At 68.9% G+C, this 20,519-nt stretch carries 15 protein-coding genes; 8 read left to right on the top strand and 7 right to left on the bottom strand.

Annotated features, from left to right (window positions below; genetic code table 11):
- Positions 1-85: 85 nt before the first annotated feature.
- The 3 genes from AX669_RS13035 to mce all read right to left on the bottom strand — a co-directional run bounded on the left by AX669_RS13035 (position 86) and on the right by mce (position 2,583).
- Positions 86-424, bottom strand: a complete 339-nt coding sequence (locus tag AX669_RS13035) for a cytidine deaminase (protein ID WP_082740727.1) — start codon at positions 422-424, stop codon at positions 86-88.
- A 287-nt stretch (positions 425-711) separates the two neighbouring features.
- Positions 712-1,815, bottom strand: a complete 1,104-nt coding sequence (locus AX669_RS08160) for a permease (RefSeq protein WP_062257753.1) — start codon at positions 1,813-1,815, stop codon at positions 712-714.
- 318 nt (positions 1,816-2,133) lie between these two features.
- Positions 2,134-2,583, bottom strand: a complete 450-nt coding sequence (gene mce / locus AX669_RS08155; protein WP_062257751.1) for a methylmalonyl-CoA epimerase — start codon at positions 2,581-2,583, stop codon at positions 2,134-2,136.
- Between the two features lie 123 nt (positions 2,584-2,706).
- Here mce and AX669_RS08150 point away from each other — a divergent pair, with 123 nt between their 5' ends.
- The 6 genes from AX669_RS08150 to AX669_RS08125 all read left to right on the top strand — a co-directional run bounded on the left by AX669_RS08150 (position 2,707) and on the right by AX669_RS08125 (position 8,929).
- The gene (locus AX669_RS08150) at positions 2,707-3,900 is read left to right on the top strand and encodes an acetyl-CoA C-acetyltransferase (protein ID WP_062257749.1); all 1,194 of its coding nucleotides are present in this window, start codon (positions 2,707-2,709) and stop codon (positions 3,898-3,900) included.
- A 25-nt stretch (positions 3,901-3,925) separates the two neighbouring features.
- The gene (meaB, locus tag AX669_RS08145; protein ID WP_062257747.1) at positions 3,926-4,876 is read left to right on the top strand and encodes a methylmalonyl Co-A mutase-associated GTPase MeaB; all 951 of its coding nucleotides are present in this window, start codon (positions 3,926-3,928) and stop codon (positions 4,874-4,876) included.
- A 152-nt stretch (positions 4,877-5,028) separates the two neighbouring features.
- Complete coding sequence (locus AX669_RS08140) at positions 5,029-6,738, top strand: FAD-dependent oxidoreductase (RefSeq protein WP_006946003.1); 1,710 nt, start codon at positions 5,029-5,031, stop codon at positions 6,736-6,738.
- 99 nt (positions 6,739-6,837) lie between these two features.
- Complete coding sequence (locus AX669_RS08135) at positions 6,838-7,146, top strand: thiamine-binding protein (protein WP_062257745.1); 309 nt, start codon at positions 6,838-6,840, stop codon at positions 7,144-7,146.
- A 50-nt stretch (positions 7,147-7,196) separates the two neighbouring features.
- Entirely contained in the window at positions 7,197-7,700 is a 504-nt protein-coding gene (locus AX669_RS08130; protein WP_160126191.1) for a GNAT family N-acetyltransferase, read from the top strand.
- Between the two features lie 131 nt (positions 7,701-7,831).
- A complete protein-coding gene (locus AX669_RS08125; RefSeq protein WP_062257741.1) occupies positions 7,832-8,929 on the top strand; it encodes a co-chaperone YbbN in 1,098 nt (365 codons plus the stop codon).
- A 178-nt stretch (positions 8,930-9,107) separates the two neighbouring features.
- Here the strand turns inward: AX669_RS08125 and pgm are convergent, their stop codons facing one another.
- From pgm to AX669_RS08105, 4 genes are all read right to left on the bottom strand, one after another.
- Positions 9,108-10,754, bottom strand: a complete 1,647-nt coding sequence (gene pgm, locus AX669_RS08120; protein WP_062257739.1) for a phosphoglucomutase (alpha-D-glucose-1,6-bisphosphate-dependent) — start codon at positions 10,752-10,754, stop codon at positions 9,108-9,110.
- 135 nt (positions 10,755-10,889) lie between these two features.
- Positions 10,890-15,398 carry a 1,4-alpha-glucan branching protein GlgB gene (gene glgB / locus AX669_RS08115; protein WP_062257737.1) on the bottom strand — a complete coding sequence of 1,503 codons (4,509 nt, stop codon included), beginning with the start codon at positions 15,396-15,398 and terminating at the stop codon, positions 10,890-10,892.
- A complete protein-coding gene (gene treS, locus AX669_RS08110; protein ID WP_006945942.1) occupies positions 15,398-17,218 on the bottom strand; it encodes a maltose alpha-D-glucosyltransferase in 1,821 nt (606 codons plus the stop codon). The genes glgB and treS overlap by 1 nt, the downstream gene beginning before the upstream one ends.
- 2 nt (positions 17,219-17,220) lie before the next feature.
- Positions 17,221-19,422 (bottom strand): alpha-1,4-glucan--maltose-1-phosphate maltosyltransferase, encoded by a 2,202-nt coding sequence (locus AX669_RS08105; RefSeq protein ID WP_255356536.1) that lies wholly within the window; start codon positions 19,420-19,422, stop codon positions 17,221-17,223.
- Between the two features lie 154 nt (positions 19,423-19,576).
- Here AX669_RS08105 and AX669_RS08100 point away from each other — a divergent pair, with 154 nt between their 5' ends.
- Entirely contained in the window at positions 19,577-19,942 is a 366-nt protein-coding gene (locus tag AX669_RS08100) for a hypothetical protein (RefSeq protein WP_062257733.1), read from the top strand.
- Entirely contained in the window at positions 19,942-20,439 is a 498-nt protein-coding gene (locus AX669_RS08095) for a hypothetical protein (RefSeq protein ID WP_062257731.1), read from the top strand. Before AX669_RS08100 ends, AX669_RS08095 begins: the two co-directional genes overlap by 1 nt.
- Positions 20,440-20,519 lie beyond the last annotated feature (80 nt).

Genomic DNA, 20,519 nt, shown 5'->3' with positions numbered 1-20,519 from the left:
CCATGACACCCACGATCCCCTATCGGTGGTGGTGCGTTGACCGGTTGAACTCGCCACCGTTTCTGCACCGACAGCAAGCGCGTACTTACCAGCGGTCGGAGAGTTCTTCGGGGAAGGCCGTCATCCAATAGTCGGGCAGGACGTCACGCAGTGACTTCCATATGATCCGTGTTGCGTCCTCACGGTCAGCGACAGCAACGAGGACGTCTGGGCCGTGAACGGCGAGTCGCTCTCGGCAGACTCCGCAGGGGCTCAGGACGAGGAATCGTCCATCTTCATGTCGGTGCAAGCAGATGGACGCTTTGATTCCCTGATTGAGCCGGTATGCCGCTGCGTAAGGTTCGATTTCGTGGCACACCTCGACTGAGGGGTTGACCGCGCTTGGCGCTGTACCTGTGACGATCGTGCCGTCGGCCAGGAGCATGGCTGCGGCACCATCGTGCCCCCCCTTCAGGGAAGCGGTCTTCGATCAGCACGCGGCACGCCTGCGCCGTGGCGTCTAGTTGGTCGGGGCTCATGCGGCAATCCTAGGTCGGAGCTCTTTCCGTGCAGCTCAAACGCCGCCGCCCGGTCTGAGCGCAAGTCCTGCTGTCGCTCAAACGAAGGTTTTTGCACCATCGGGTCGACCTCGTGGCTCAACCCACCGTTTTCGCATCGGCATCCCTGATCTCAGTGATCCCGTCCCTGGCTGCTACACCCCGCCTGCGGCCCTCAGGTGAGGGCGGTGAGCAAAGCGGCTGACAACAGCCCCCCGGCGATGACCCAAGCGATGACGCTCACGGTGGTCCGAGTGCCGAAGCTGCGTGCCACCATGACCAGCGACGGGATGCTGAGCGCCGGCAAGGTGATGAGCAGAACCCCCGCAACACCAAGACTCGCGCCGGCGGCACTCAAACCGGCGACGACGGGAATCTCCCCACCGGTGGGGATGACGAGCAGGGCGCCGACCACACCGACGAGGAGCAAGGCCAGAAGGCCAGACCCGTTCCCTAGGTGGGTGAAGTCGGACAGCCACCCGGAGAACAAACCGGTCAGTGCGACGAGGATCAGGTACTCAGGCACAACGATGGCGACATAACGCGTGAGGGCTTTAGCGAAGCGCCACGGCATGTCAGCGACGCCCTGCGGGTCGTGGTCGACGTCGATGAGTTCGTCGGCATCGACCTCGCGTGCTTGACGTTGAGCAATGAAGGCGGCACCCAGGACGACGACGACGCCGACGACGGCGCGGGTGGAGACCACTTGCCAGGACATCGTCAGACCGAGGAAAAGCAGGACAGCGGGGTTGAGTAGCGGGTTAGCGAGCCAGTACGCCATCACCGCACCCGCGGGTGCACCGCGGCGACGCAAACCGATTGCCACCGGCGCGGTACAGCAGGTACACATCATGCTCGGCAGGGCGAGTAGCCCGCCGCTGAGGCCTTGGCCCCATGAGCTGCGGCGGTTCATGGCGTTCAACAGGAGCCGTTTCGGGATGAATGCTTCGAGTGCTGAGGCCACCAAGATCGCGACGAGCGCGGCCTTCCACACGGCTTTGACGTAGGCGCGGGTGAAATCGAGGGCTCCATGCCAGCTTGGCGCGTCACCGGGGTGGCCGGCCTCGCCGAAGATGGCCTTGCCACTCCACGCACCCGATTTCGCGAGGGCGTGAGCTTTGTCGTCATACGGGATCCACTTGGCCCACGCCAGCCCGATCACAACGATTACCAGGGTCAGGCCTACCCCCACGATGGTCACGCTACGACTCGGGCCTTGGCGTCCATCACGGCCCGAGTCGAGATGGGCGTCTGAGGTGGAAAGAGTGCTCACCAGCATGTTTCCTTCGTGTCATCGGGCGTGAGATTCTTGCGGCGCCCTGGCCAAGCGAGACGTGTGAAGCTGCGTAGCGCCATGTCCGTCGCCGTCACAACGGTAGTCCTGCCCCATACGCACGTTCCAGCGCACTGTCCGCGCCGCTTGCCTCGGCGCAGCCTTTGCGGGGCACGGTCGTCGGGCGACGACGCTGCGCGCCTGAACACGTCACACCCCTCCGGGGCAGCAGCACCTGACGAGCTACGCACACCCATCGCGACGTAGCTCAAACGAACGTTCCTGATACGACGCCGAGCCTTGGGGTAGAAACGATGGGCTGCCTCAGTGTCCTTCAGCCGCCGGCTCGACGAGTTCGACGAGCACGCCGCCGGCATCCTTGGGGTGGATGAAGTTGATGCGGCTGCCGCCGGTGCCGATCTTCGGCGCGTCGTAGAGCAACCGCATGCCGCGCTCGCGCAGCGTCGCGCACACGGCGTTGAGATCGCGGACGCGGTAGGCGAGCTGCTGCATGCCGGGGCCGGAGCGGTCGAGGAACTTCGCGATGCTCGACTCCGGCGACAGCGGCGCGAGCAGCTGGATGTGGCTGTGCGGGGCATCGGCCGGGCCGACCGTCATCATCGCCTCACGCACGCCCTGCTCGTCGTTCGTCTCGGTGTGCGCGCACGTCATGCCGTACGTCGACTCGTAGAAACGGATGGCGGTATCGAGGTCGGGCACGGCGATGCCGACGTGGTCGATGGCCTCGAACAAGTGCGTGATTTCGCCGGTCATGACCTCACTCTATGGTTTGCTTGGACGAGGAAGCCGGGTTAACGACGATTAACTCGGGCGATCGACACGAACCGGCGGCCGTGCGGCACCGTGACCCACGCCCGCCCGCTCACTGGAGGAACCATGACCGACACCACCGCCGTCATCGTCGCCGGAGCGCGCACCCCGATGGGTCGCCTGCTCGGCTCGCTCAAGGGCTTCTCAGGTGCCGACCTCGGTGGCCTCGCCATCAAGGGTGCGCTCGAGAAGGCCGGCGTCAAGGGCGACCAGGTCGACTACGTCATCATGGGCCAGGTGCTGACGGCCGGCGCCGGCCAGATCCCCGCGCGCCAGGCCGCCGTCAAGGGCGGCATCCCGATGGACGTGCCGGCGCTGACGATCAACAAGGTCTGCCTGTCCGGGCTCGACGCCGTGGCGCTCGCGGCCCAGCTGATCCGCGCGGGCGAGTTCGACGTCGTCGTCGCGGGCGGCCAGGAGTCGATGACGAACGCGCCGCACCTGCTCGAGAAGTCGCGCGAGGGCTACAAGTACGGCGACGTGACGATGCGCGACCACATGGCCTTCGACGGACTGTGGGACGCGTTCACCGACCAGGCGATGGGCAACCTCACCGAGCAGGCCAACGCCGGCGACGTCGAGTTCAGCCGCGAAGAGCAGGACTCGTTCTCGGCCGCCTCTCACCAGAAGGCCGCCGCGGCCTGGGAGAAGGGCCTCTTCGACGACGAGGTCATCCCCGTCGAGATCCCGCAGCGCAAGGGCGAGCCAGTCGTGTTCAAGAACGACGAGGGTATCCGCGCCGACACGACGACCGAGTCGCTCGGCAAGCTGCGCCCCGCCTTCAGCAAGGACGGCACGATCACGGCAGGCTCCGCCTCCCAGATCAGCGACGGTGCCGCGGCGCTCGTCGTCATGAGCAAGACGAAGGCCCAGGAGCTGGGCCTGACCTGGATCGCCGAGGTCGGCGCGCACGGCGTCGTCGCCGGCCCCGACTCGACGCTGCAGAGCCAGCCGGCGCGCGCAATCGCGAAGGCCTGCGAGAAGGAGGGCCTCACGCCGGCCGACCTCGACGTCGTCGAGATCAACGAGGCGTTCGCCGCCGTCGGCCTGGCCTCGACGAAGGAACTCGGCCTCGACGCGGAGAAGGTCAACCCCAACGGCGGCGCCATCGCGATTGGCCACCCGATCGGCATGTCGGGCGCGCGTCTCGTGCTGACCCTCGCCCACGAACTCAAACGCCGCGGTGGTGGCGTCGGTGCTGCCGCACTGTGCGGCGGTGGCGGCCAGGGTGACGCGCTCATCGTGCGCGTCGACGCCTGAGCGCTGACCAGGACACGGCCCGAGCATGCCGCGTGAGATCGTCGTCGACCCACTCGTCACGCGGATGCGTGGCGGTGACCGGCGCGCCCTCGCGCGGTTGCTCACGGCCATCGAGAACGACCACCCGGCGCTGCCGGAACTGGGTGTAGCCATCGCCCAGTTCACGGGCCACGCCCAGATCATCGGTCTGACGGGGCCGCCCGGCGTCGGCAAGTCGACGTCGACGGACGCACTCGTCGCGGCCTATCGCGCGCAGGGCCTCAGCGTCGCGGTGCTCGCGGTCGACCCCTCGTCGCCGTTCTCCGGTGGCGCGCTGCTCGGCGACCGCATCCGCATGGTCGGTCACTCGGGTGATTCCGGGGTGTTCGTCCGCTCGATGGCGACCCGCGGCCACCTCGGCGGGCTGTCGGCGGCGGCGCCCGCTGCACTGCGGCTGCTCGACGCTGCCGGCTTCGACATCGTGCTCGTCGAGACGGTGGGCGTCGGCCAGTCGGAGGTGCACATCGCCTCGCTCGCCGACACGACGATCGTCCTGCTCGCGCCCGGGGCCGGAGATTCCATCCAGGCCGCGAAGGCCGGGGTCCTCGAGATCGCTGACGTCTTCGTCGTCAACAAGGCCGATCACGACGGCGCGGCGGCGACCGTGCGCGACCTGCGCGCCATGATCTCGCTCGGCCAGACGGGGGAGCCGGGGCAGTGGCGCCCACCGATCGTCACGACGGTCGCAGAACGCGGCGAAGGGGCGACGGACGTCATCGACGCCATCGCGACCCACCGAGCGTGGCTGAGCGAGCACGACGAGCTGAGCCTGCGCCGCCGACGTCGGGCCGCGGGCGAGATCGAAGAGCTCGCGGTGCGGCGACTGCGTGAGCGCTGGGAACGCCCCAACGCCGAGGTGAAGCTCGAGGATCTCGCTGAGGCTGTCGCTCGAGGGGTTCTGGACCCCTACGCCGCGGCGCAGGCCGTCGCGGGTTGAGGGTGAGGGGCTCGATGCGCGTCCCGAAACCGCGCGAGAGCCCATGGCGGCGAGGCGTCGCCAGAGCGAGTTCTGACGTGCGGCGACGGCCGGTATCAGCTCTGATTCCGCGGAATATCGGGGTTGTCGGCGCCGGTGCCTACACTCGGAGCATGAAGCCTCCTACGCCCGTCATCATGCTCATCGCGGCCGCTGAGCACGCCGAAGAGATGCGGGAAGAATTCGACCACCGCTACGCTGCCGACTACGACCTGCAACTCGCCACGACGCTCAGCGAATCGATGACGATGGCGCAGGGCCTCAACGCGCGCGGCCTCCCGGTCGCGATGTTCGCCGCGACGACGCAGGTGGGCGACGCGACGGGCCTCGTCACGCTGCAGTGCCTGCATGCCGTCATGCCGGCGGCCAAGCGGGTCATGGTGCGCCTGCGCAGCGAACCGTGGGCGGTCGAGGAGCAGCGCGTTGCGCAGATCAGCGGCCAGATCGAGGCCGCGCTCCTGCTGCCGAGCGGCCCGCGCGACGAGGAGTTTCACACCGCCGTCACCGAGCTGCTCTCGGACTGGGGGTGGTCGGCGGGTGGCCCCGAGATCGAGCTCGTCAACATCGTGGCGCCCCCAGGCGACCCCAACGTCGGGGTGCTGCGCGACTTCCTCGATCGCCAGGGCATCCCGACGGGGGTCTGGCCGCCGGAGGCTCCGCACGCAGCCAAGACGCTCGAGATGGCGCGTTCGCAGGGCATCGAGATCGCCTATCCGCTCGTGCGCATCGCCGAGCGCGAGGTACACGCCAACCCGGACGTCCGTGTGCTCGGGCGCGCCTTCGGCGCCACCGTCGACGAGTTGGGTGAGGGCCACGTCGTCGACCTTGCGATCGTCGGTGCGGGCCCAGCCGGTCTCGCTGCCGCGGTGTACGGCGCGAGCGAGGGGCTGAGCACAGCCGTCATCGAGGCCGACGCCGTGGGCGGGCAGGCCGGCACGAGCGCGATGATCCGCAACTATCTGGGCTTTCCCCGCGGCATCTCGGGCATGCGCCTCGCGCAGCGCGCACGGTTCCAGGCCACTCGGTTCGGCGCGGGCATCTACTCGGCCACCGAGGTCACCGGTTTCACGCCCGGCTATCGCGGCGAACCGCACGTGCTCGAGACCGACGATGGGCCGGTCTGCGCCCGCGCCGTTCTCATCTCGACGGGCGTGGCCTACCGTCGCCTGGGCGTCGAGGAGGTCGAAGGCTTCGTCGGACGCGGCGTGTACTACGGCGCGGCGTCGTCGGCTGCCCGCGAGTGCGAAGGCGGGCACGTCCTCGTCGTCGGCGGCGGCAACTCGGCGGGCCAGGCCGCCATCCACCTCTCACGCTTCGCGCGCTCCGTCAGCATCGTCGTGCGTCGCGACGGGCTCGCGGAGACGATGTCGGATTACCTCATCCGCGAGATCGAGGCGAACCCGCGAATCGTCGTCAAGACGAATGCGGAGATCGTCGGGGCGAGCGGCACCGATCGGCTGCAGCACGTGACGATCCGCTTCAACGAGAAGGACCAGGAGCTGACGGTTCCCGCCTGCGGGCTGTTCCTCCTGCTCGGCGCGCACCCGTGCGTCGACTGGCTCGACGGCACCGTGGCGCGTGACGCCAAGGGTTTCGTGCTCACCGGTCGTGACGTGCCGCAGGAGTTCTGGCGTGACGGGCTGCCCCCGGAAGCGCTCGCGACGAGCGTGCCTGGCGTGTTCGCCGCAGGCGACATCCGCGCCGGGTCGATGAAGCGCGTCGCCGCGGCGTCGGGTGAGGGCGCGGGGGCCGTGACGCTCGTTCACCACTGGCTCGAGGCCGTCGTGACGGGGACCTGCGACCCGGACGCCTGCGCGAGCTGATCCTGCCGGGCCCAAGACGCGACGCTCGTCGCACGCCGCGCGGGGTGGCCGACGTGCGAACCTGACTGCATCGTTCCCATCACCTTCGAGGAGATCATCATGCTCGTCGCTTTCTCCGTCGCACCGTCGACGACCGACGACCCGGACGGTTCCGTCAGCGAGGCGGTGGCCGCAGCCATCCGCGTCGTGCGTCAGTCGGGCATCTCGAACCGAACCGACTCGATGTTCACGACCCTCGAGGGGGAGTGGGACGAGTGCATGGACGTCATCAAGCGCGCCTGCGAGGCCGTCCAAGTCGCGTCCCCGCGCGTCTCGCTCGTGCTGAAGGCCGACATCCGCCCGGGCTACACCGGCCAGCTCGACGCGAAGGTCGAGCGCGTCGAAGCCCGGCTCGCCGAGTCGAACTGACGCCCGGGCCTCGCCGGGCGCGGATAATGACCACGAGAGAGGACGTCGACATGACCATCGACGAGCGCTACGAGATCCGTGGCCTGACAAGCGATGACGCCGACGAGCTCGCCCAGCTCCACGTCACGATCTGGCGCGACACCTACACCGGGCTCATCCCGCAGGAGAAGCTCGACGGGCTCGATCCCGTCGACGGTGCGAAGCGCTGGCGCGCGTGGTTGACCTCCGCCGAGGCGCCTCGGGTCGTCGGGGCATTCGACCGCTCGAGCGGTGCGCTCGTCGGGTGGATCTGCATCGGCAAGGCCCGCGACGACGACGCGCCCGCGGACGTCGAACTGCAGGTGCTCAATCTCGACACGGCGCACCACGGCACGGGCCTCGCGCACGAACTCATGACACGCGAACTCGGCGACCAAGAGGCCTACCTCTGGGTCGTCGACGGCAACGAGCGTGCGCAGGCTTTCTACCGCAAGCACGGGTTCCAACTCGACGGCGTCGGCAAGGACGACACCTCGGGTTCGTACGACCTGCGGATGGTGCGCCCGCGGGGCTGACGGCCCGGGCGCGAGGACCCGCCGCGGAGTGACGGTCCGACCCGAGGGACGCGCCTCGCCACGTGTGGCCAGGTGTTCGCTGTGCGCGATCATGCGTCGCCCGCCCCGGTGCGCCCTGCAACAATGAGGGCATGTCGAATCAGCCGTTGAACGCCGCGTCGCTGCGCGGTGCCGTTGACCTGTCCTCGCTCAAGAAGCCGCAGGGCGGCGCTCCTGCCGGGCGCCCCGCATCGGCCGCTGGCGCACCGACCGGCAGCGCCGGCGCTGCGGCGCCGGCAAACGCGCCGAGCGCTGCGAATCCCGGGCAGCCCCCCATGCCGCAGGGCGCCGACGACGCCGTCATCGCCGAGACGTTCCGTCACGACGGTCTTGTCGTCGACGTGACAGCCGAGAACTTCCAGGGCCTCGTGCAGCAGTCGGTGCAGCACCCCGTCATCATCGCGATCTGGGCGGGTTCGCAGCCGGCGTCCCTGGCGCCCGTCGCTTCGCTCGCGCGCGCGGTGCGCGCGCAAGAAGGGCGCGTCCTCATGGGCGTCGCCGACCTCGACACCGCGCCCGAGATCGGTCAGGTCTTCGCTCAGCTTTCGCAGCAGGCCGCGCAGCAGGGCCAGCCGGGGCAGATTCTCGCGGCGGCCTTCGTCCAGGGCCAGCCGATCCCGATTCCGCCTGTCGTCGAAGACGCGCAGACGCGCGAGCTCGTCGACCAGATCGTCCAGATCGCTGTGCAGAACGGTCTTGCGGGCCGCGTGGCGAACTACGACCCGAACGCAACGGGCCAGGCCGGCGCTGAGGGCGGCGAGCAGGCCGAGCCCGAGCTGCCGCCGCTGCACCAGCTCGCGTACGAGTCGATCGACAAGGGCGACTACGACGGCGCCATCGCCGCGTTCGAGCAGGCACTGACGGAGAACCCGAAGGACGAGGAGGCGCGTCTCGCCCTCGGCCAGGTCAAGCTCATGCAGCGCACGCAAGGCGTCGACCTCCAGGCTGCACGTGACGCCGCCGCGAAGAACCCGGCCGACGTCACCGCGCAGACGCAGGTCGCCGACCTCGATGTCCTCGGTGGCCACGTCGAAGACGCGTTCGCGCGTCTCGTCGACGTCGTCAAGGCGACCTCCGGCGACGAGCGCAACGCCGCGCGCGAGCACCTCATCGGGCTGTTCGACGTCGTCGGCGCCACCGACCCGCGCGTCAAGAAGGCACGCACGGCGCTGATGTCGGCGCTGTACTGACAGCCCCGGCGGGCCGGGCGACGTCTGGCAACGACGCACTGACCCCTTGCGTGCAAGTGCCCCGGGTGCACTTGCACGCAGGCACGTAGCCGCCCTGCTGTCGGCGGTGGGTGACGGACGCGAAGGGCTCGCTCCACCTAGAGCGAGCCCTTCGTTCGTGTTGTGACGGAACGGAGCCTCAGTTGCCCAGGGCTGCCGCGACGACGTCCTTCGCCTCAGCCTGCACCTGTGCAAGGTGCTCGGGGCCCTGGAACGACTCGGCGTAGATCTTGTAGACGTCCTCGGTCCCCGACGGGCGCGCGGCGAACCAGGCCGAATCAGTGACGACCTTGAGGCCGCCGATTTTCGCGCCGTTCCCGGGCGCTTCCGTGAGCTTGGCGATGATGGGCTCGCCGGCCAGCGTGTCCGCCGTGACGGCCTCGGGCGTCAGTGCACCGAGCTTGGCCTTCTCCTCGCGCGTGGCGGGGGCGTCGACGCGCGCGTAGGCGGGTTCGCCGTGCTTCGCCGTCAGCTCGCCATAGAGCTGCGACGGCGACTTGCCCTTCGTCGCCTTGATCTCCGAGGCGAGCAGCGCGAGCAGGATGCCGTCCTTGTCCGTCGTCCAGACGGAGCCGTCGAAGCGGCAGAACGACGCGCCCGCCGACTCCTCACCGCCGAACGGGCCCGAACCGTCGAGCAGGCCCGGCACGAACCACTTGAACCCGACGGGCACCTCGACGAGCGTGCGGCCGAGGTCGTCGGCGACGCGGTCGATCATCGAACTGCTGACGAGCGTCTTGCCGATGAACCCGTCCTGGCGCCACTGAGGGCGCGCGCCACCGTAGAGGTACTGGATCGCGACCGACAGGAAGTGGTTGGGGTTCATGAGCCCCGCGTCGGGCGTGACGATGCCGTGACGGTCCGAATCGGCGTCGTTGCCCGTCGCGATGTCGTACTTGTCGCGCTCGCCGATGAGCGACGCCATCGCGTTGGGGGAGGAGCAGTCCATGCGGATCTTCTCGTCCCAGTCGAGCGTCATGAAGCGCCACGTCGGGTCGACGAGCGGGTTGACGACGGTGAGGTCGAGCGCGTGACGCTCCGCGATCTCACCCCAGTACGCGACGGCCGCGCCGCCGAGCGGGTCGGCGCCGATGCGCACGCCGGCGCGCTTGATCGCGTCGAGATCGACGACGTTCGTAAGGTCGTCGACGTACGTACCGAGGAAGTCGTAGCGCTGGACCTTGCCCATCGCCTGCGTCAGCGGCACGCGCTTGACGCGCTTGAGCCCGTCACGGATGTGCTCGTTCGCCGCGGCGGCGATGACCTTCGTCGCGTCCGAGTCGGCCGGGCCACCGTGCGGCGGGTTGTACTTGAACCCGCCGTCGGCGGGCGGGTTGTGCGAGGGCGTGACGACGATGCCGTCCGCGAGACCCGAGCCGTTCGTCAGATCCTTGCCCTTGTTCGCGCGCAGTATGGCGTGGCTGACGGCGGGCGTCGGCGTGTAACCGTCACGCTCGTCGATAAGGACGGTGACGTCATTGGCGACTAGCACCTCGATGGCGCTCGCCCATGCGGGCTCGGACAAGGCGTGGGTGTCGCGGCCGAGGAACAACGGCCCGTCGAAGCCCTGCGAGCGGCGGTAGTCGACGATCGCCTGCGTCGTGGCGAGGATGTGCGCCTCGTTGAACGCGGTCTTGAGGCTCGAACCGCGGTGCCCCGACGTGCCGAACGCCACCTGCTGGTCGACGTTCTCAGGGTCGGGCGTCAGCGTGTAGTACGCCGTGACGAGGTGGGGGACGTCGATCAGGTCACGAGGTTCGGCCAACTGGCCCGCGCGGTTGCTCATACCTTCATCCTGCCCTCTTTGAGCGGCGACGTAAACGCCCGAACCGATGCCTCGAGCGAGGCGGGGCAGACGTGACGAGGCCGGCGGCACCCCTGGCGGGTACGGCCGGCCTCATGCGCTCGATCGAGCGGGTCGTCAGTCGCGCTGACGCGTCTGGTCGGCGGCGTCGCGAGCCTCGTCGTCGGCGCCCCAGCGGCCACCCTCGACGTCCTCGTCGAGGCCGCCACCGGGCGTGCCGGTGATGCCCTTGAGGTGCTCGACGGGCTCGTCACCCGTCTCGTCCTCGCCGGCCGGCGTGAAGGCACGCTCGTGCGCCTTCGACTCGGTCTGCTCGACGTCGAAACCACCCTCGTCCGCGTGGTCGACGGGGTGCGTCGCCGGGATGCCGGTGCGCGAGCGCGCCTGCTGGTCGCCGGCCGCTCCCTGAGCGTCCTCGGCCTGCGCGCCGCCTCGCGAACCGTCGAGCGGCTGATCGAGTGCGCCCGGGTTGCCTGCGGCGTCCTCGAGCGGCGCGCCCGCGATGAGGGCCTCGGACGGCTGCTTGTCGGACGAACTCGTCGCTGCGTTCTGGTCGCTCATCGTGTTCTCCTGTCGTGCCGTTGCGGTGGACGATGAATCGGCGCCACCGGCCTGCTCGGTAGCGGTGTGCGCAGCCACCTGCGTCATGTCGGGGCGCGTCGCCGGCTCGAACCACACGACACCGAGCGGCGGCATCGTGATCTCGGCCGAGTACGGCTGACCGTCCCAGGGGATCTCCTCGGCCTCGACCGAACCCAGGTTACCGACGCCCGAGCCGCCGTACGCCTCGGCGTCGGTGTTGACGATCTCGTTCCACGTACCAAGGTGGGGAAGGCCCACGCGGACGCCGTGGTGCGGGTTGCCGGCGAAGTTCGCGGCGATCGCGACGACGGGGCGGTACCCGTCAGCTTCGGCGGGCGCGAATCGCAGCCACGTGTAGGCGTTGCGGCCCGCGTCGTCGGCGTTGATCCACGAGAAGCCCTCCTCCGAGTGGTCGAGAGCCCACAGGGCCGGGCGCTCGCGGTAGGCGCGGTTGAGGTCCTTCATCATCGCGTGCACGCCGTAGTGCGCGGGCTGGTCGAGCAACCACCAATCGAGGCTGCGACCGTCGGCCCACTCGGCCTCCTGCGCGAACTCCGAACCCATGAAGAGCAGCTGCTTGCCGGGGTGGGCCCACATGTACGCGAGGTAGGCGCGCACGTTGGCGAGCTGCTGCCAGCGATCACCGGGCATCTTGCGCAGCAGGCTGCCCTTGCCGTGAACGACCTCGTCGTGGCTGACGGGCAGCACGAACTGCTCGCTGAACGCGTAGACGAGCGCGAACGTCAGGTCGTGGTGATGATGCTGACGGTAGATCGGCTCACGTGCGACGTAGTCGAGCGAGTCGTGCATCCAGCCCATGTTCCACTTGAGCCCGAAGCCCAGGCCGCCGGTGTCCGTCGAGCGGGTGATGCCCGGCCACGACGTCGACTCCTCGGCGATGATGACGGCACCCGGCGTGCGCTTGTACGCCGTCGCGTTCGTCTCCTGCAGCAGCTGCACGGCTTCGAGGTTCTCCTGGCCGCCGAACTTGTTCGGCACCCATTCGCCGTCCTTGCGGGCGTAGTTGAGGTACAGCATCGAGGCGACACCGTCGACGCGCAGACCGTCGGCGTGGAACTCCTCGAGCCAGTACAGCGCGTTGGCGACGAGGAAGTTGCGCACCTGCGGGCGGCCGTAGTCGAAGATGTTCGAACCCCACTCGGGGTGCCAGCCCTTGCGCGGGTCCGGGTGCTCGTAGAGCGCCTGGCCGTCGAAACGGGCGAGCGCCCACTCGTCGGTGGCGAAGTGGCCGGGAACCCAGTCGAGGATGACGCCGATGCCCTCCTGATGGAGGCGGTCGACGAGGAACTTGAAGTCGTCCGGGTCGCCGAAGCGGCTGTTCGGCGCGTAGTAGCTCGTGACGTGATAGCCCCAGCTCGGCGGGTACGGGTGCTCCATCACGGGCATGAACTCGACGTGCGTGAAGCCCAGATCCTTGACGTAGTTGACGAGGTGCTCGGCCATCTCGCGGTAGCTGAGCCCCTGACGCCACGAACCGAGGTGCACCTCGTACGTCGACATCGGGCCGTGGTGCGCGTTCGTCTCGGCGCGCTTCGTCATCCACGCGTCGTCGTTCCACTCGTAGTGCGAGCTCGTCACCTTCGACGCCGTCGCGGGCGCCGTCTCCGCGAGGCGCGCCATCGGGTCGGCCTTCGCGCGACGCACGCCGTCGCTGCACAGGATCTCGAACTTGTACGCGGTGCCCTCGCGCACGTCGGGGACGAACAGCTCCCACACGCCCGACTCCCCGAGCGTGCGCATGCCGTGGCCGACACCGTCCCAGTGGTTGAAGTCGCCGACGACGCGCACGGCCTTGGCATTGGGCGCCCAGACGGCGAACGCGGTGCCCGTGACGTCACCCTTGATGCTCGGGTAGGTGCGCACGTGGGCGCCGAGGACGTTCCACAGCTCTTCGTGGCGCCCCTCGCCGATGAGGTGGAGGTCGATCTCGCCGAGGGTCGGCATGAAGCGGTACGGGTCGTCGCCGCGGTGCTCGCTGCGGTCGTCATACGTCGTGATGACGCGGTAGTCGGGCATGTACTCACCCGCAATCGCGCCGGCCCAGATGCCGTCGTGCTCGTGCGTGAGCTCGAGCACAGTCTCGCCCATGTCGATGACGACGCCACGCGCCATCGGGCGCACGACGCGGAACGTGATGACGCCGTTCTCGACATGCGCGCCGAGCACACGGTGCGGGTCACGGTGCTCACCGGCGACGACGGCGTCGAGTTCGCTCACCTCGACGCGCGACGGCGTGACGGCGGGCGAGGCGGCGCCGAGGGCGCTCGCGTCGGTGGTCGAAGCGTTGCTCGTCTCACCGGCGGCGCTCAGGCCACCGCCAGAACCCGCGTCGCTCGCGGCCGCCTCGGGCTTGTCTCCCGCAGCCGCGACGGTCGTGTCACCCGTCGCGGGTGCGCCCTGCGGCGCTACGAGCGGAGCGGCGCCGGAAGCGTCGGCATCCTGCGTCGAGACGAGGGGAGCGCCGTTCGTGTCGGACGGGCGCATCGAGGCAGGAGTGGGCGTCGTGCTGTCATCGGAGGTCATGGTGCTCCTTCCCGCGGCGCCGGTGGGCGCGGCGTCGTCCTCGTCGGCGGGCGTCATCGTGGGCGCCTCGCCGTGGGTCGCGGACGAGTCGGTGGAGGTGGTGAGGATGCGGCCGACGGCGTCGGCGGGGATGCTCAGCCAGTCGGGGCGGTTGCGGGCCTCGTACGAGCACTCGTAGAGCGCCTTGTCGAGCACGAACAGGTCGAGCAGGTCGCGGTCGACGGCGCCGAGTTCGCTCTCGTAACCCGCGAGGAAGGCGTCCTGAGCGGCGCTGACCCACGCGCGGCGGTCGCCGTCGGCGCCGGCGATCTCGTTCTCGATCGTGCCACCGGCGTAGTCGAACGAACGCAGCATGCCCGCGACGTCGCGCACGGCGACGTCCGGTGCCGAGCGCTCCTCGAGCGGACGCAGTGGCTCGCCCTCGAAGTCGAGCAGGACCCACCCACGCCCGCGTACGTCGAGCACCTGGCCGAGGTGGTAGTCGCCGTGGATGCGCTGGAAGCGCGGCCACTGCGCGCTGCGCCCGGCGTCGATGCGGTGGGCGATCTGCGTGGCGCGCTCCGCGAGCTGCGGCGCGTCGTTGAGGGCCGCTGCCGCTCGCTCGTGCATCTCGTCGACGAGGGCATCGACACGGTCGGTGTCGGCCTCGACGCTCGGCAGCACCTCGGCGAGGGTGCGGTGCACCTGCGCCGTCGTACGACCGAGTTCGCGGGCGCCGTCGGTGAAGTCACGGTTCTCGCGAGCCGCGTCGAGGGCCTCACGCCAGGCGTCCCGCACGTCGGGCAGGAACTCCTGCGCGAACGCGAGGTCCGCGACGAGCTGCTCGCGAGAGTGACGCCCCTCCGTGTACGAACCACTGAGAGATGCCAGCAGCGCCGGCACGTGCGTGTTGCCCGCGCTCGTCAGGGCCCCCGTCACCTCGATGTCGGGGTTGGCGCCGACGTTGAGCACACGGAACAGCTTGGCGATGAGCTGCTCGCCGTCGTCGAGGGTGTAGATGATCGACGTGTTCGACTGCTCGCCACGCAGCACCGTGGCGCTGCGCATCGCGGCGAGATCGGCGCTCTGCGGACCGGGCCGGCCTGCGACGCTCATCTCGACGACACCGTCGCTGCGCTCGGCCTGCGTTCCGCCCGACGCCATCGTCGCGAGCAGGACGGCGGCGAACACCGGGTCGTGCGGGCCGTCGTAGACGTAGCGCGTGCCGAGCGCGGAGTGCTCGATCGTGCCGATGAAGGCGTGCTCCAGCTCCGGCGCGCGCTCACCACGGTAGGTGACGGGCACCTGGTAGGTGGTCTCGTGCTCGGCGTCGAGATCGCGCAGGAACAACACCTCGAGGCCGACCTCACCTGCCGGGTCCTCGAAGCGGAAGGCACTCACCTTGCGCAGGTGCGGCTCACGGCCCTTGGCCTGGAACCAGCGCTGCGTCGCCACCCACGGCGTGAGCAGTTCGAGCTTGCCGGGTGACAACGTGGCGCCGGAGTGGATCTCGGCGACCATCAGAGGTCCTTTCCCTCAGCGTCCGAGGTGGTGTCGTCCTTGAACTCGTCGAGCACCTCGGAGGCGTTGGCCTCCGGGGTACCGGTCGCGGCGGGCAGCGCGTCGTCGGCGCTGACGTCGGACTCGATCGCCAGCCAGTAGAAGCCGCGCGAACCGAGCATGACGGTGACCGTGCCGTCCTCACCGATCTGACCGAAGCCCTGACCGCCGAAGATGTCGGTGAGCTTCGCGCCGGCGAACTTGGCAGCGACCTGCACCCGGGCGCCCTGCGGGCGCGAGCTCAGGTTGTTGATGCACAGCAGGTGCTTCGTCGTCGTGTTCTCGGCCTTCGCGTCCTCGTCCGACATCGAGCGCGTGAACGCGAGGACGGCGTCGTTGTCGGCCGGGGCGACGACGAAGTCGCCCATGCCGAACGCGGGGTAGCGCGAACGCACCGAGAGCATGCCGCGCGTCCAGTGCAGCAACGACGCGCTCGAGGCCATCTGCGCCTCGACGTTGACGTTGTTGTGGTGGTACACGAGGCTCTGGATGACCGGCAGGTACAACTTGCCCGGGTCGGCCGTCGAAAAACCGGCGTTGCGATCCGGCGTCCACTGCATCGGCGTGCGCACAGCGTCACGGTCGTCGAGCCAGATGTTGTCGCCCATGCCGATCTCGTCGCCGTAGTACAGGCACGGCGAGCCGGGCAGCGACAGCAGCAGGGCGTTGATCAGCTCGATCTCGGCGCGACTGTTGTCGAGCAGCGGCGCGAGGCGACGACGGATACCGACGTTGGCGCGCATGCGCGGATCGGGGGAGTACCAGCCGTACATCGCGGCGCGCTCCTCCGGCGTCACCATCTCGAGCGTCAGCTCGTCGTGGTTGCGCAGGAAGGTGCCCCACTGGGTGCCCTTGGGGATCGGGGGCGTTTCGGCGAGGACGTCGATGATGGGCGTCGCCTTCTCCTCGCGCAGCGAGTAGTAGATGCGCGGCATGACGGGGAAGTGGAAGCACATGTGGCATTCCGGTTCTTCCTCGGTGCCGAAGTAGTCGACGACCTCGTGCGGCATCTGGTTGGCCTCGGCGAGCAGGACGCGGCCGGGGTACTCCTCGTCGACCATCCGGCGCAGTTCGACGAGGAACTCGTGCGTCTTCGGGTGGTTCTCGCCGTTGTGCCCCTCCTCCTCGAACAGGTACGGCACGGCGTCGAGGCGGAAGCCGTCGATGCCCATGTCCATCCAGTACCGAACGATGTCGAACATCTCCTCCTGCACGGCCGGGTTCTCGAAGTTGAGGTCCGGCTGGTGGGAGAAGAAGCGGTGCCAGAAGAACTGACGACGCACCGGGTCGAAGGTCCAGTTCGACTCCTCGGTGTCGACGAAGATGATGCGCGCGTCCTCGTACTTCTCGTCCGTGTCGGACCAGACGTAGTAGTCGCCGTACGGGCCTTCCGGGTCCTCTCGGCTCGCCTGGAACCACGCGTGCTGGTCGCTCGTGTGGTTCATGACGAAGTCGGTGATGACGCGGATGCCGCGCGCATGCGCCTGCGCGACGAGCTCCTGGAACTCGGGCAGCGTGCCGAAATCGGGCAGCACCTGCTTGTAGTCGGCGATGTCGTATCCACCGTCGCGCAGCGGCGAGGCGTAGAACGGCGGCAGCCACAGGCAGTCGACGCCAAGCCACTGCAGGTAGTCGAGTCGGGCCATGAGGCCCGAGAAGTCGCCGGATCCGTTGCCCGTCGAGTCGCTGAAACCGCGCACGAGGACTTCGTAGAACACGGCCTTACGGAACCACTGCGGGTCGTGCTTCAGACCCGGCTGGTGCAGACCAAGACCTTGCATGCTCAGAACTTCCTCACGTGGATGATGTGGACGTTTTCGGCGTCCGGCCCGAGCCGGACGAAGTTGTGCTCGCCCCAGTGCCAGGTGGCGTCGCTCAGCAGGTCGTGCGCGACGAACCCTTCGTCCCCGCGTAGTCCGAGCGCGCCCATGTCGAGGTGCACCCAGGTCTCGCGCGTCGCGTGCGGGTCTGTGTTGGCAATGACGATGACCGTGTCCTGGCCGCCGTTGGCGCCGTCACCGATGTCGCGGCTCTTGGAGAAGACGATGAAGTTCTCGTCGTCGACGCCGTGCCAGCGCAGGTTGCGCAGGTGCTCGAGCGCCGGGTGGGCGCGACGGATCTCGTTGAGCCGGCGCAGGTACCAGTCGATCGACTGGCCCTCCTTGGGCCCGCCGGGGGCGTAGTCGGCCCAGCGACGGTCCTTGAACTGGTACTTCTCGTTGTCGTTCTGCTCCTGGGCGCCGGGGCGCGCCACCGACTCCATGAGCTCGTACCCGGCGTAGATGCCGTAGGTCGGCACGAGCGTGGCAGCCAGCGCCGCGCGCAGCTTCCAGGCCGCCGGGCCGCCGTACTGCATGTACGGCGTGAGGATGTCGTGCGTCGTCGGCCAGAAGCTCGGACGCATGTAACTCGCCGTGTCGCCGATGAGTTCGTCGAGGTACTCGCGGATCTCCCACGGCTGGTGGCGCCAGGCGTAGTACGTGTAGCTCTGCTGGAAGCCGATGCGGCCGAGGTTGTGCATCATCGCGGGCTTCGTGAAGGCCTCCGCGAGCCAGATCACCTCGGGGTGGTCCTTCGCGACGTCGGCGATCAGCCACTGCCAGAACTCGACGGGCTTCGTGTGCGGGTTGTCGACGCGGAAGATCGTGATGCCGTGGTCGATCCACACCTGGATGACGCGACGCACCTCGGCGTAGATGCCGGCCGGGTCGTTGTCGAAGTTGAGCGGATAGATGTCCTGGTACTTCTTCGGGGGGTTCTCCGCGTAGGCGATCGTGCCGTCGCTGCGCGTGGTGAACCACTCCGGGTGCGAGGTGACCCAGGGGTGGTCGGGCGCGCACTGCAGCGCGATGTCGAGCGCCACCTCGAGGCCCAGTTCGTTCGCGCGGGCGACGAACGCGTCGAGGTCGTCGAAGTCACCGAGCGACGGCTCGATGGCGTCGTGACCGCCGTCCTTCGACCCGATGGCGTACGGCGAACCAGGATCCTCCGGGCCAGCCGTCAACGTGTTGTTCGGGCCCTTGCGGTTGACCTCGCCGATCGGGTGGATCGGGGTGAGGTAGACGACGTCGAAACCCATGTCGGCGACGGCGGGCAGACGCTCGGCGGCGGTGCGCAGCGTGCCCGAGACCCACTTCTGCGTCTCCTCGTCGAAGTGAGCGCCCTCGGAGCGGGGGAAGAACTCGTACCACGCGCCCGTCAGCGCCAGCTTGCGCTCGACGAGCCAGGGGTAGTCGCGGCTGGGGGAGACGAAGTCGCGCAGCGGCAGCCGCTCGAGCACGTCCTTGACCTCGGCGGACGTGCCGGCCGCGAGACGCTCGTCGTCGCTGCGCGAGGTGTCGCGCAGGGTCGTGACGGCGTCGCGCAGGACACGCTCGTCAGCATCGTCGTAGGTGTTGGTCGCACACGCGCGCTCGAGCACACGGGCGCCCTCTTCGAACATGACCTCGACGTCGACCCCCGCGGCGACCTTGATCGTCGCGTCGTGATCCCACGTCCCGTACGGGTCGCTCCAGCCCTCGACACGGAAGTGCCAGACGCCCTCGTGGTCGGCTTCGGCCTCGCCCGTCCACAGGTCGAGCCCCGGGTTCACGCACGCCATCGTGACGATGCGCTCGACGCCGTGCGGCGACGTCATGACGAGGGAGGCGTTGACGGCGTCGTGGCCCTCGCGGAACACGGTCGCGCGCACCGTGAACGGCTCGTCGACGACCGACTTCGTCGGCAGGTTGCCGCAGTCGACGATCGGCATGACGTCGGTGACGGGGATGCGGCCGATGCCGCGCGGTGCGTCATCCGCGCGCGCGACGGTGGGTGCGTGCGCGTCCGGTTCGGGACGCTTCTCCTCGGTGTCGGGCGTGTAGCGGCCGGTCTCGGGCGAGGAACTCGCCGGGGTGGACGCGGCGGGTGCGCCCAGGTCGTCGTCACTGGCCGACGTGGCAGTGAGATCTGACGTCAGGGGCTCTGAGTCGGGGAACGGGGGCATCTCACCTGGCTGAGAAACTGTCACGTCCGTCACGCTACCCAATGCCACCGACAACCGCCTCCCGGCGGCGATTTCGTGGACAGTGACACGCGCGGCGAGGTGACGGCGACTGCGTCGTAGGGCTGGTACTCATCGGCGGGACTACGATGTTCGGGTGTTTCTGCCGCTGACCGTCGCACTGCTCGTGACGACGTGCGTCCTCGCCCTGCTGGCCCTCGTCGCCACCGTCCGCGCACGCCCGATCGACAACCCGATGTTCTACCTGACGATCGCCATCGAGGTGCTTCTCGTCATCCAGTTGATCGTCGGCATCGCGACGTCGGGTTCGGCGGATCCGCACATGAACGTCGGCGTCTTCATCGCCTATCTCGTCGGTCTGATCTTCGTGCTGCCCGTCGCCGGGTTCTGGGCCATCGCCGAACGCGAATCGCGCTGGGGTACAGCGGTGCTCCTCGTCGGCGCCGTCGGCCTCGCCGTCATGATCGGCCGCCTCGTGCAACTGTGGAACGGACACGCCTGATGCCTGAAGCCCCTCGCAAGACCACGAACGCACTTCCTGACGGCGCGTCGCCCGTCACCCCCGGCGCGGCGGAGTCGACGCCGCCGACGTACGACGAGTCGGGTTCGCGCGGGCGCGTCAACACCGGGCCGGGGCGCATGCTCGTCGCCGTCTACGGGTTGTTCGCGCTCGCCGCGACGGGGCGCTCGATCATGCAGATCGCGCAGTCGTTCGACAAGGCGCCCGTGCCGTACCTGCTGTCGGCGCTTGCCGCCATCATCTACATCGTCGCGACGGTGGCGCTCGCGCGCGGCAACCACGCGTCCGTGCGCCTCGCACGGACGACGATCACCTTCGAACTCGCCGGAGTTCTCATCGTCGGATTGTGGAGTGTCCTGCAGCCCAGCGCCTTCCACGACAAGACGGTGTGGTCGCACTTCGGCCAGGGCTACGGCTTCGTCCCGCTCATCCTGCCGATCGTCGGCCTGTGGTGGCTGCGCCGCAACGCCACCCGCTGAACCTGCGCCATCCCGGTCACGCTGCGTCCGCGGTCGCGTTCCGTGACGGACGAGCGCCCGCAGCCGAATCACTTGTTGCT

Origin of the sequence: Dermacoccus sp. CCH2-D9 (assembly GCF_001556795.1) — a bacterium.
In the GTDB taxonomy this organism is placed as follows: domain Bacteria; phylum Actinomycetota; class Actinomycetes; order Actinomycetales; family Dermatophilaceae; genus Dermacoccus; species Dermacoccus nishinomiyaensis.
Note: the sequence above shows the minus strand (reverse complement) of the source record. Positions and strands in the feature narration are given on the sequence as shown.

What these genes read in the sequence shown, in the direction of transcription:
- AX669_RS13035 (WP_082740727.1), bottom strand. Translation starts at nt 424, where the DNA reads ATGCTCCTGGCCGACGGCACGATCGTCACAGGTACAGCGCCAAGCGCG.
- AX669_RS08160 (WP_062257753.1), bottom strand. Translation starts at nt 1,815, where the DNA reads ATGCTGGTGAGCACTCTTTCCACCTCAGACGCCCATCTCGACTCGGGC.
- mce (WP_062257751.1), bottom strand. Translation starts at nt 2,583, where the DNA reads ATGACCGGCGAAATCACGCACTTGTTCGAGGCCATCGACCACGTCGGC.
- AX669_RS08150 (WP_062257749.1), top strand. Translation starts at nt 2,707, where the DNA reads ATGACCGACACCACCGCCGTCATCGTCGCCGGAGCGCGCACCCCGATG.
- meaB (WP_062257747.1), top strand. Translation starts at nt 3,926, where the DNA reads ATGCCGCGTGAGATCGTCGTCGACCCACTCGTCACGCGGATGCGTGGC.
- AX669_RS08140 (WP_006946003.1), top strand. Translation starts at nt 5,029, where the DNA reads ATGAAGCCTCCTACGCCCGTCATCATGCTCATCGCGGCCGCTGAGCAC.
- AX669_RS08135 (WP_062257745.1), top strand. Translation starts at nt 6,838, where the DNA reads ATGCTCGTCGCTTTCTCCGTCGCACCGTCGACGACCGACGACCCGGAC.
- AX669_RS08130 (WP_160126191.1), top strand. Translation starts at nt 7,197, where the DNA reads ATGACCATCGACGAGCGCTACGAGATCCGTGGCCTGACAAGCGATGAC.
- AX669_RS08125 (WP_062257741.1), top strand. Translation starts at nt 7,832, where the DNA reads ATGTCGAATCAGCCGTTGAACGCCGCGTCGCTGCGCGGTGCCGTTGAC.
- pgm (WP_062257739.1), bottom strand. Translation starts at nt 10,754, where the DNA reads ATGAGCAACCGCGCGGGCCAGTTGGCCGAACCTCGTGACCTGATCGAC.
- glgB (WP_062257737.1), bottom strand. Translation starts at nt 15,398, where the DNA reads ATGGTCGCCGAGATCCACTCCGGCGCCACGTTGTCACCCGGCAAGCTC.
- treS (WP_006945942.1), bottom strand. Translation starts at nt 17,218, where the DNA reads ATGCAAGGTCTTGGTCTGCACCAGCCGGGTCTGAAGCACGACCCGCAG.
- AX669_RS08105 (WP_255356536.1), bottom strand. Translation starts at nt 19,422, where the DNA reads ATGCCCCCGTTCCCCGACTCAGAGCCCCTGACGTCAGATCTCACTGCC.
- AX669_RS08095 (WP_062257731.1), top strand. Translation starts at nt 19,942, where the DNA reads ATGCCTGAAGCCCCTCGCAAGACCACGAACGCACTTCCTGACGGCGCG.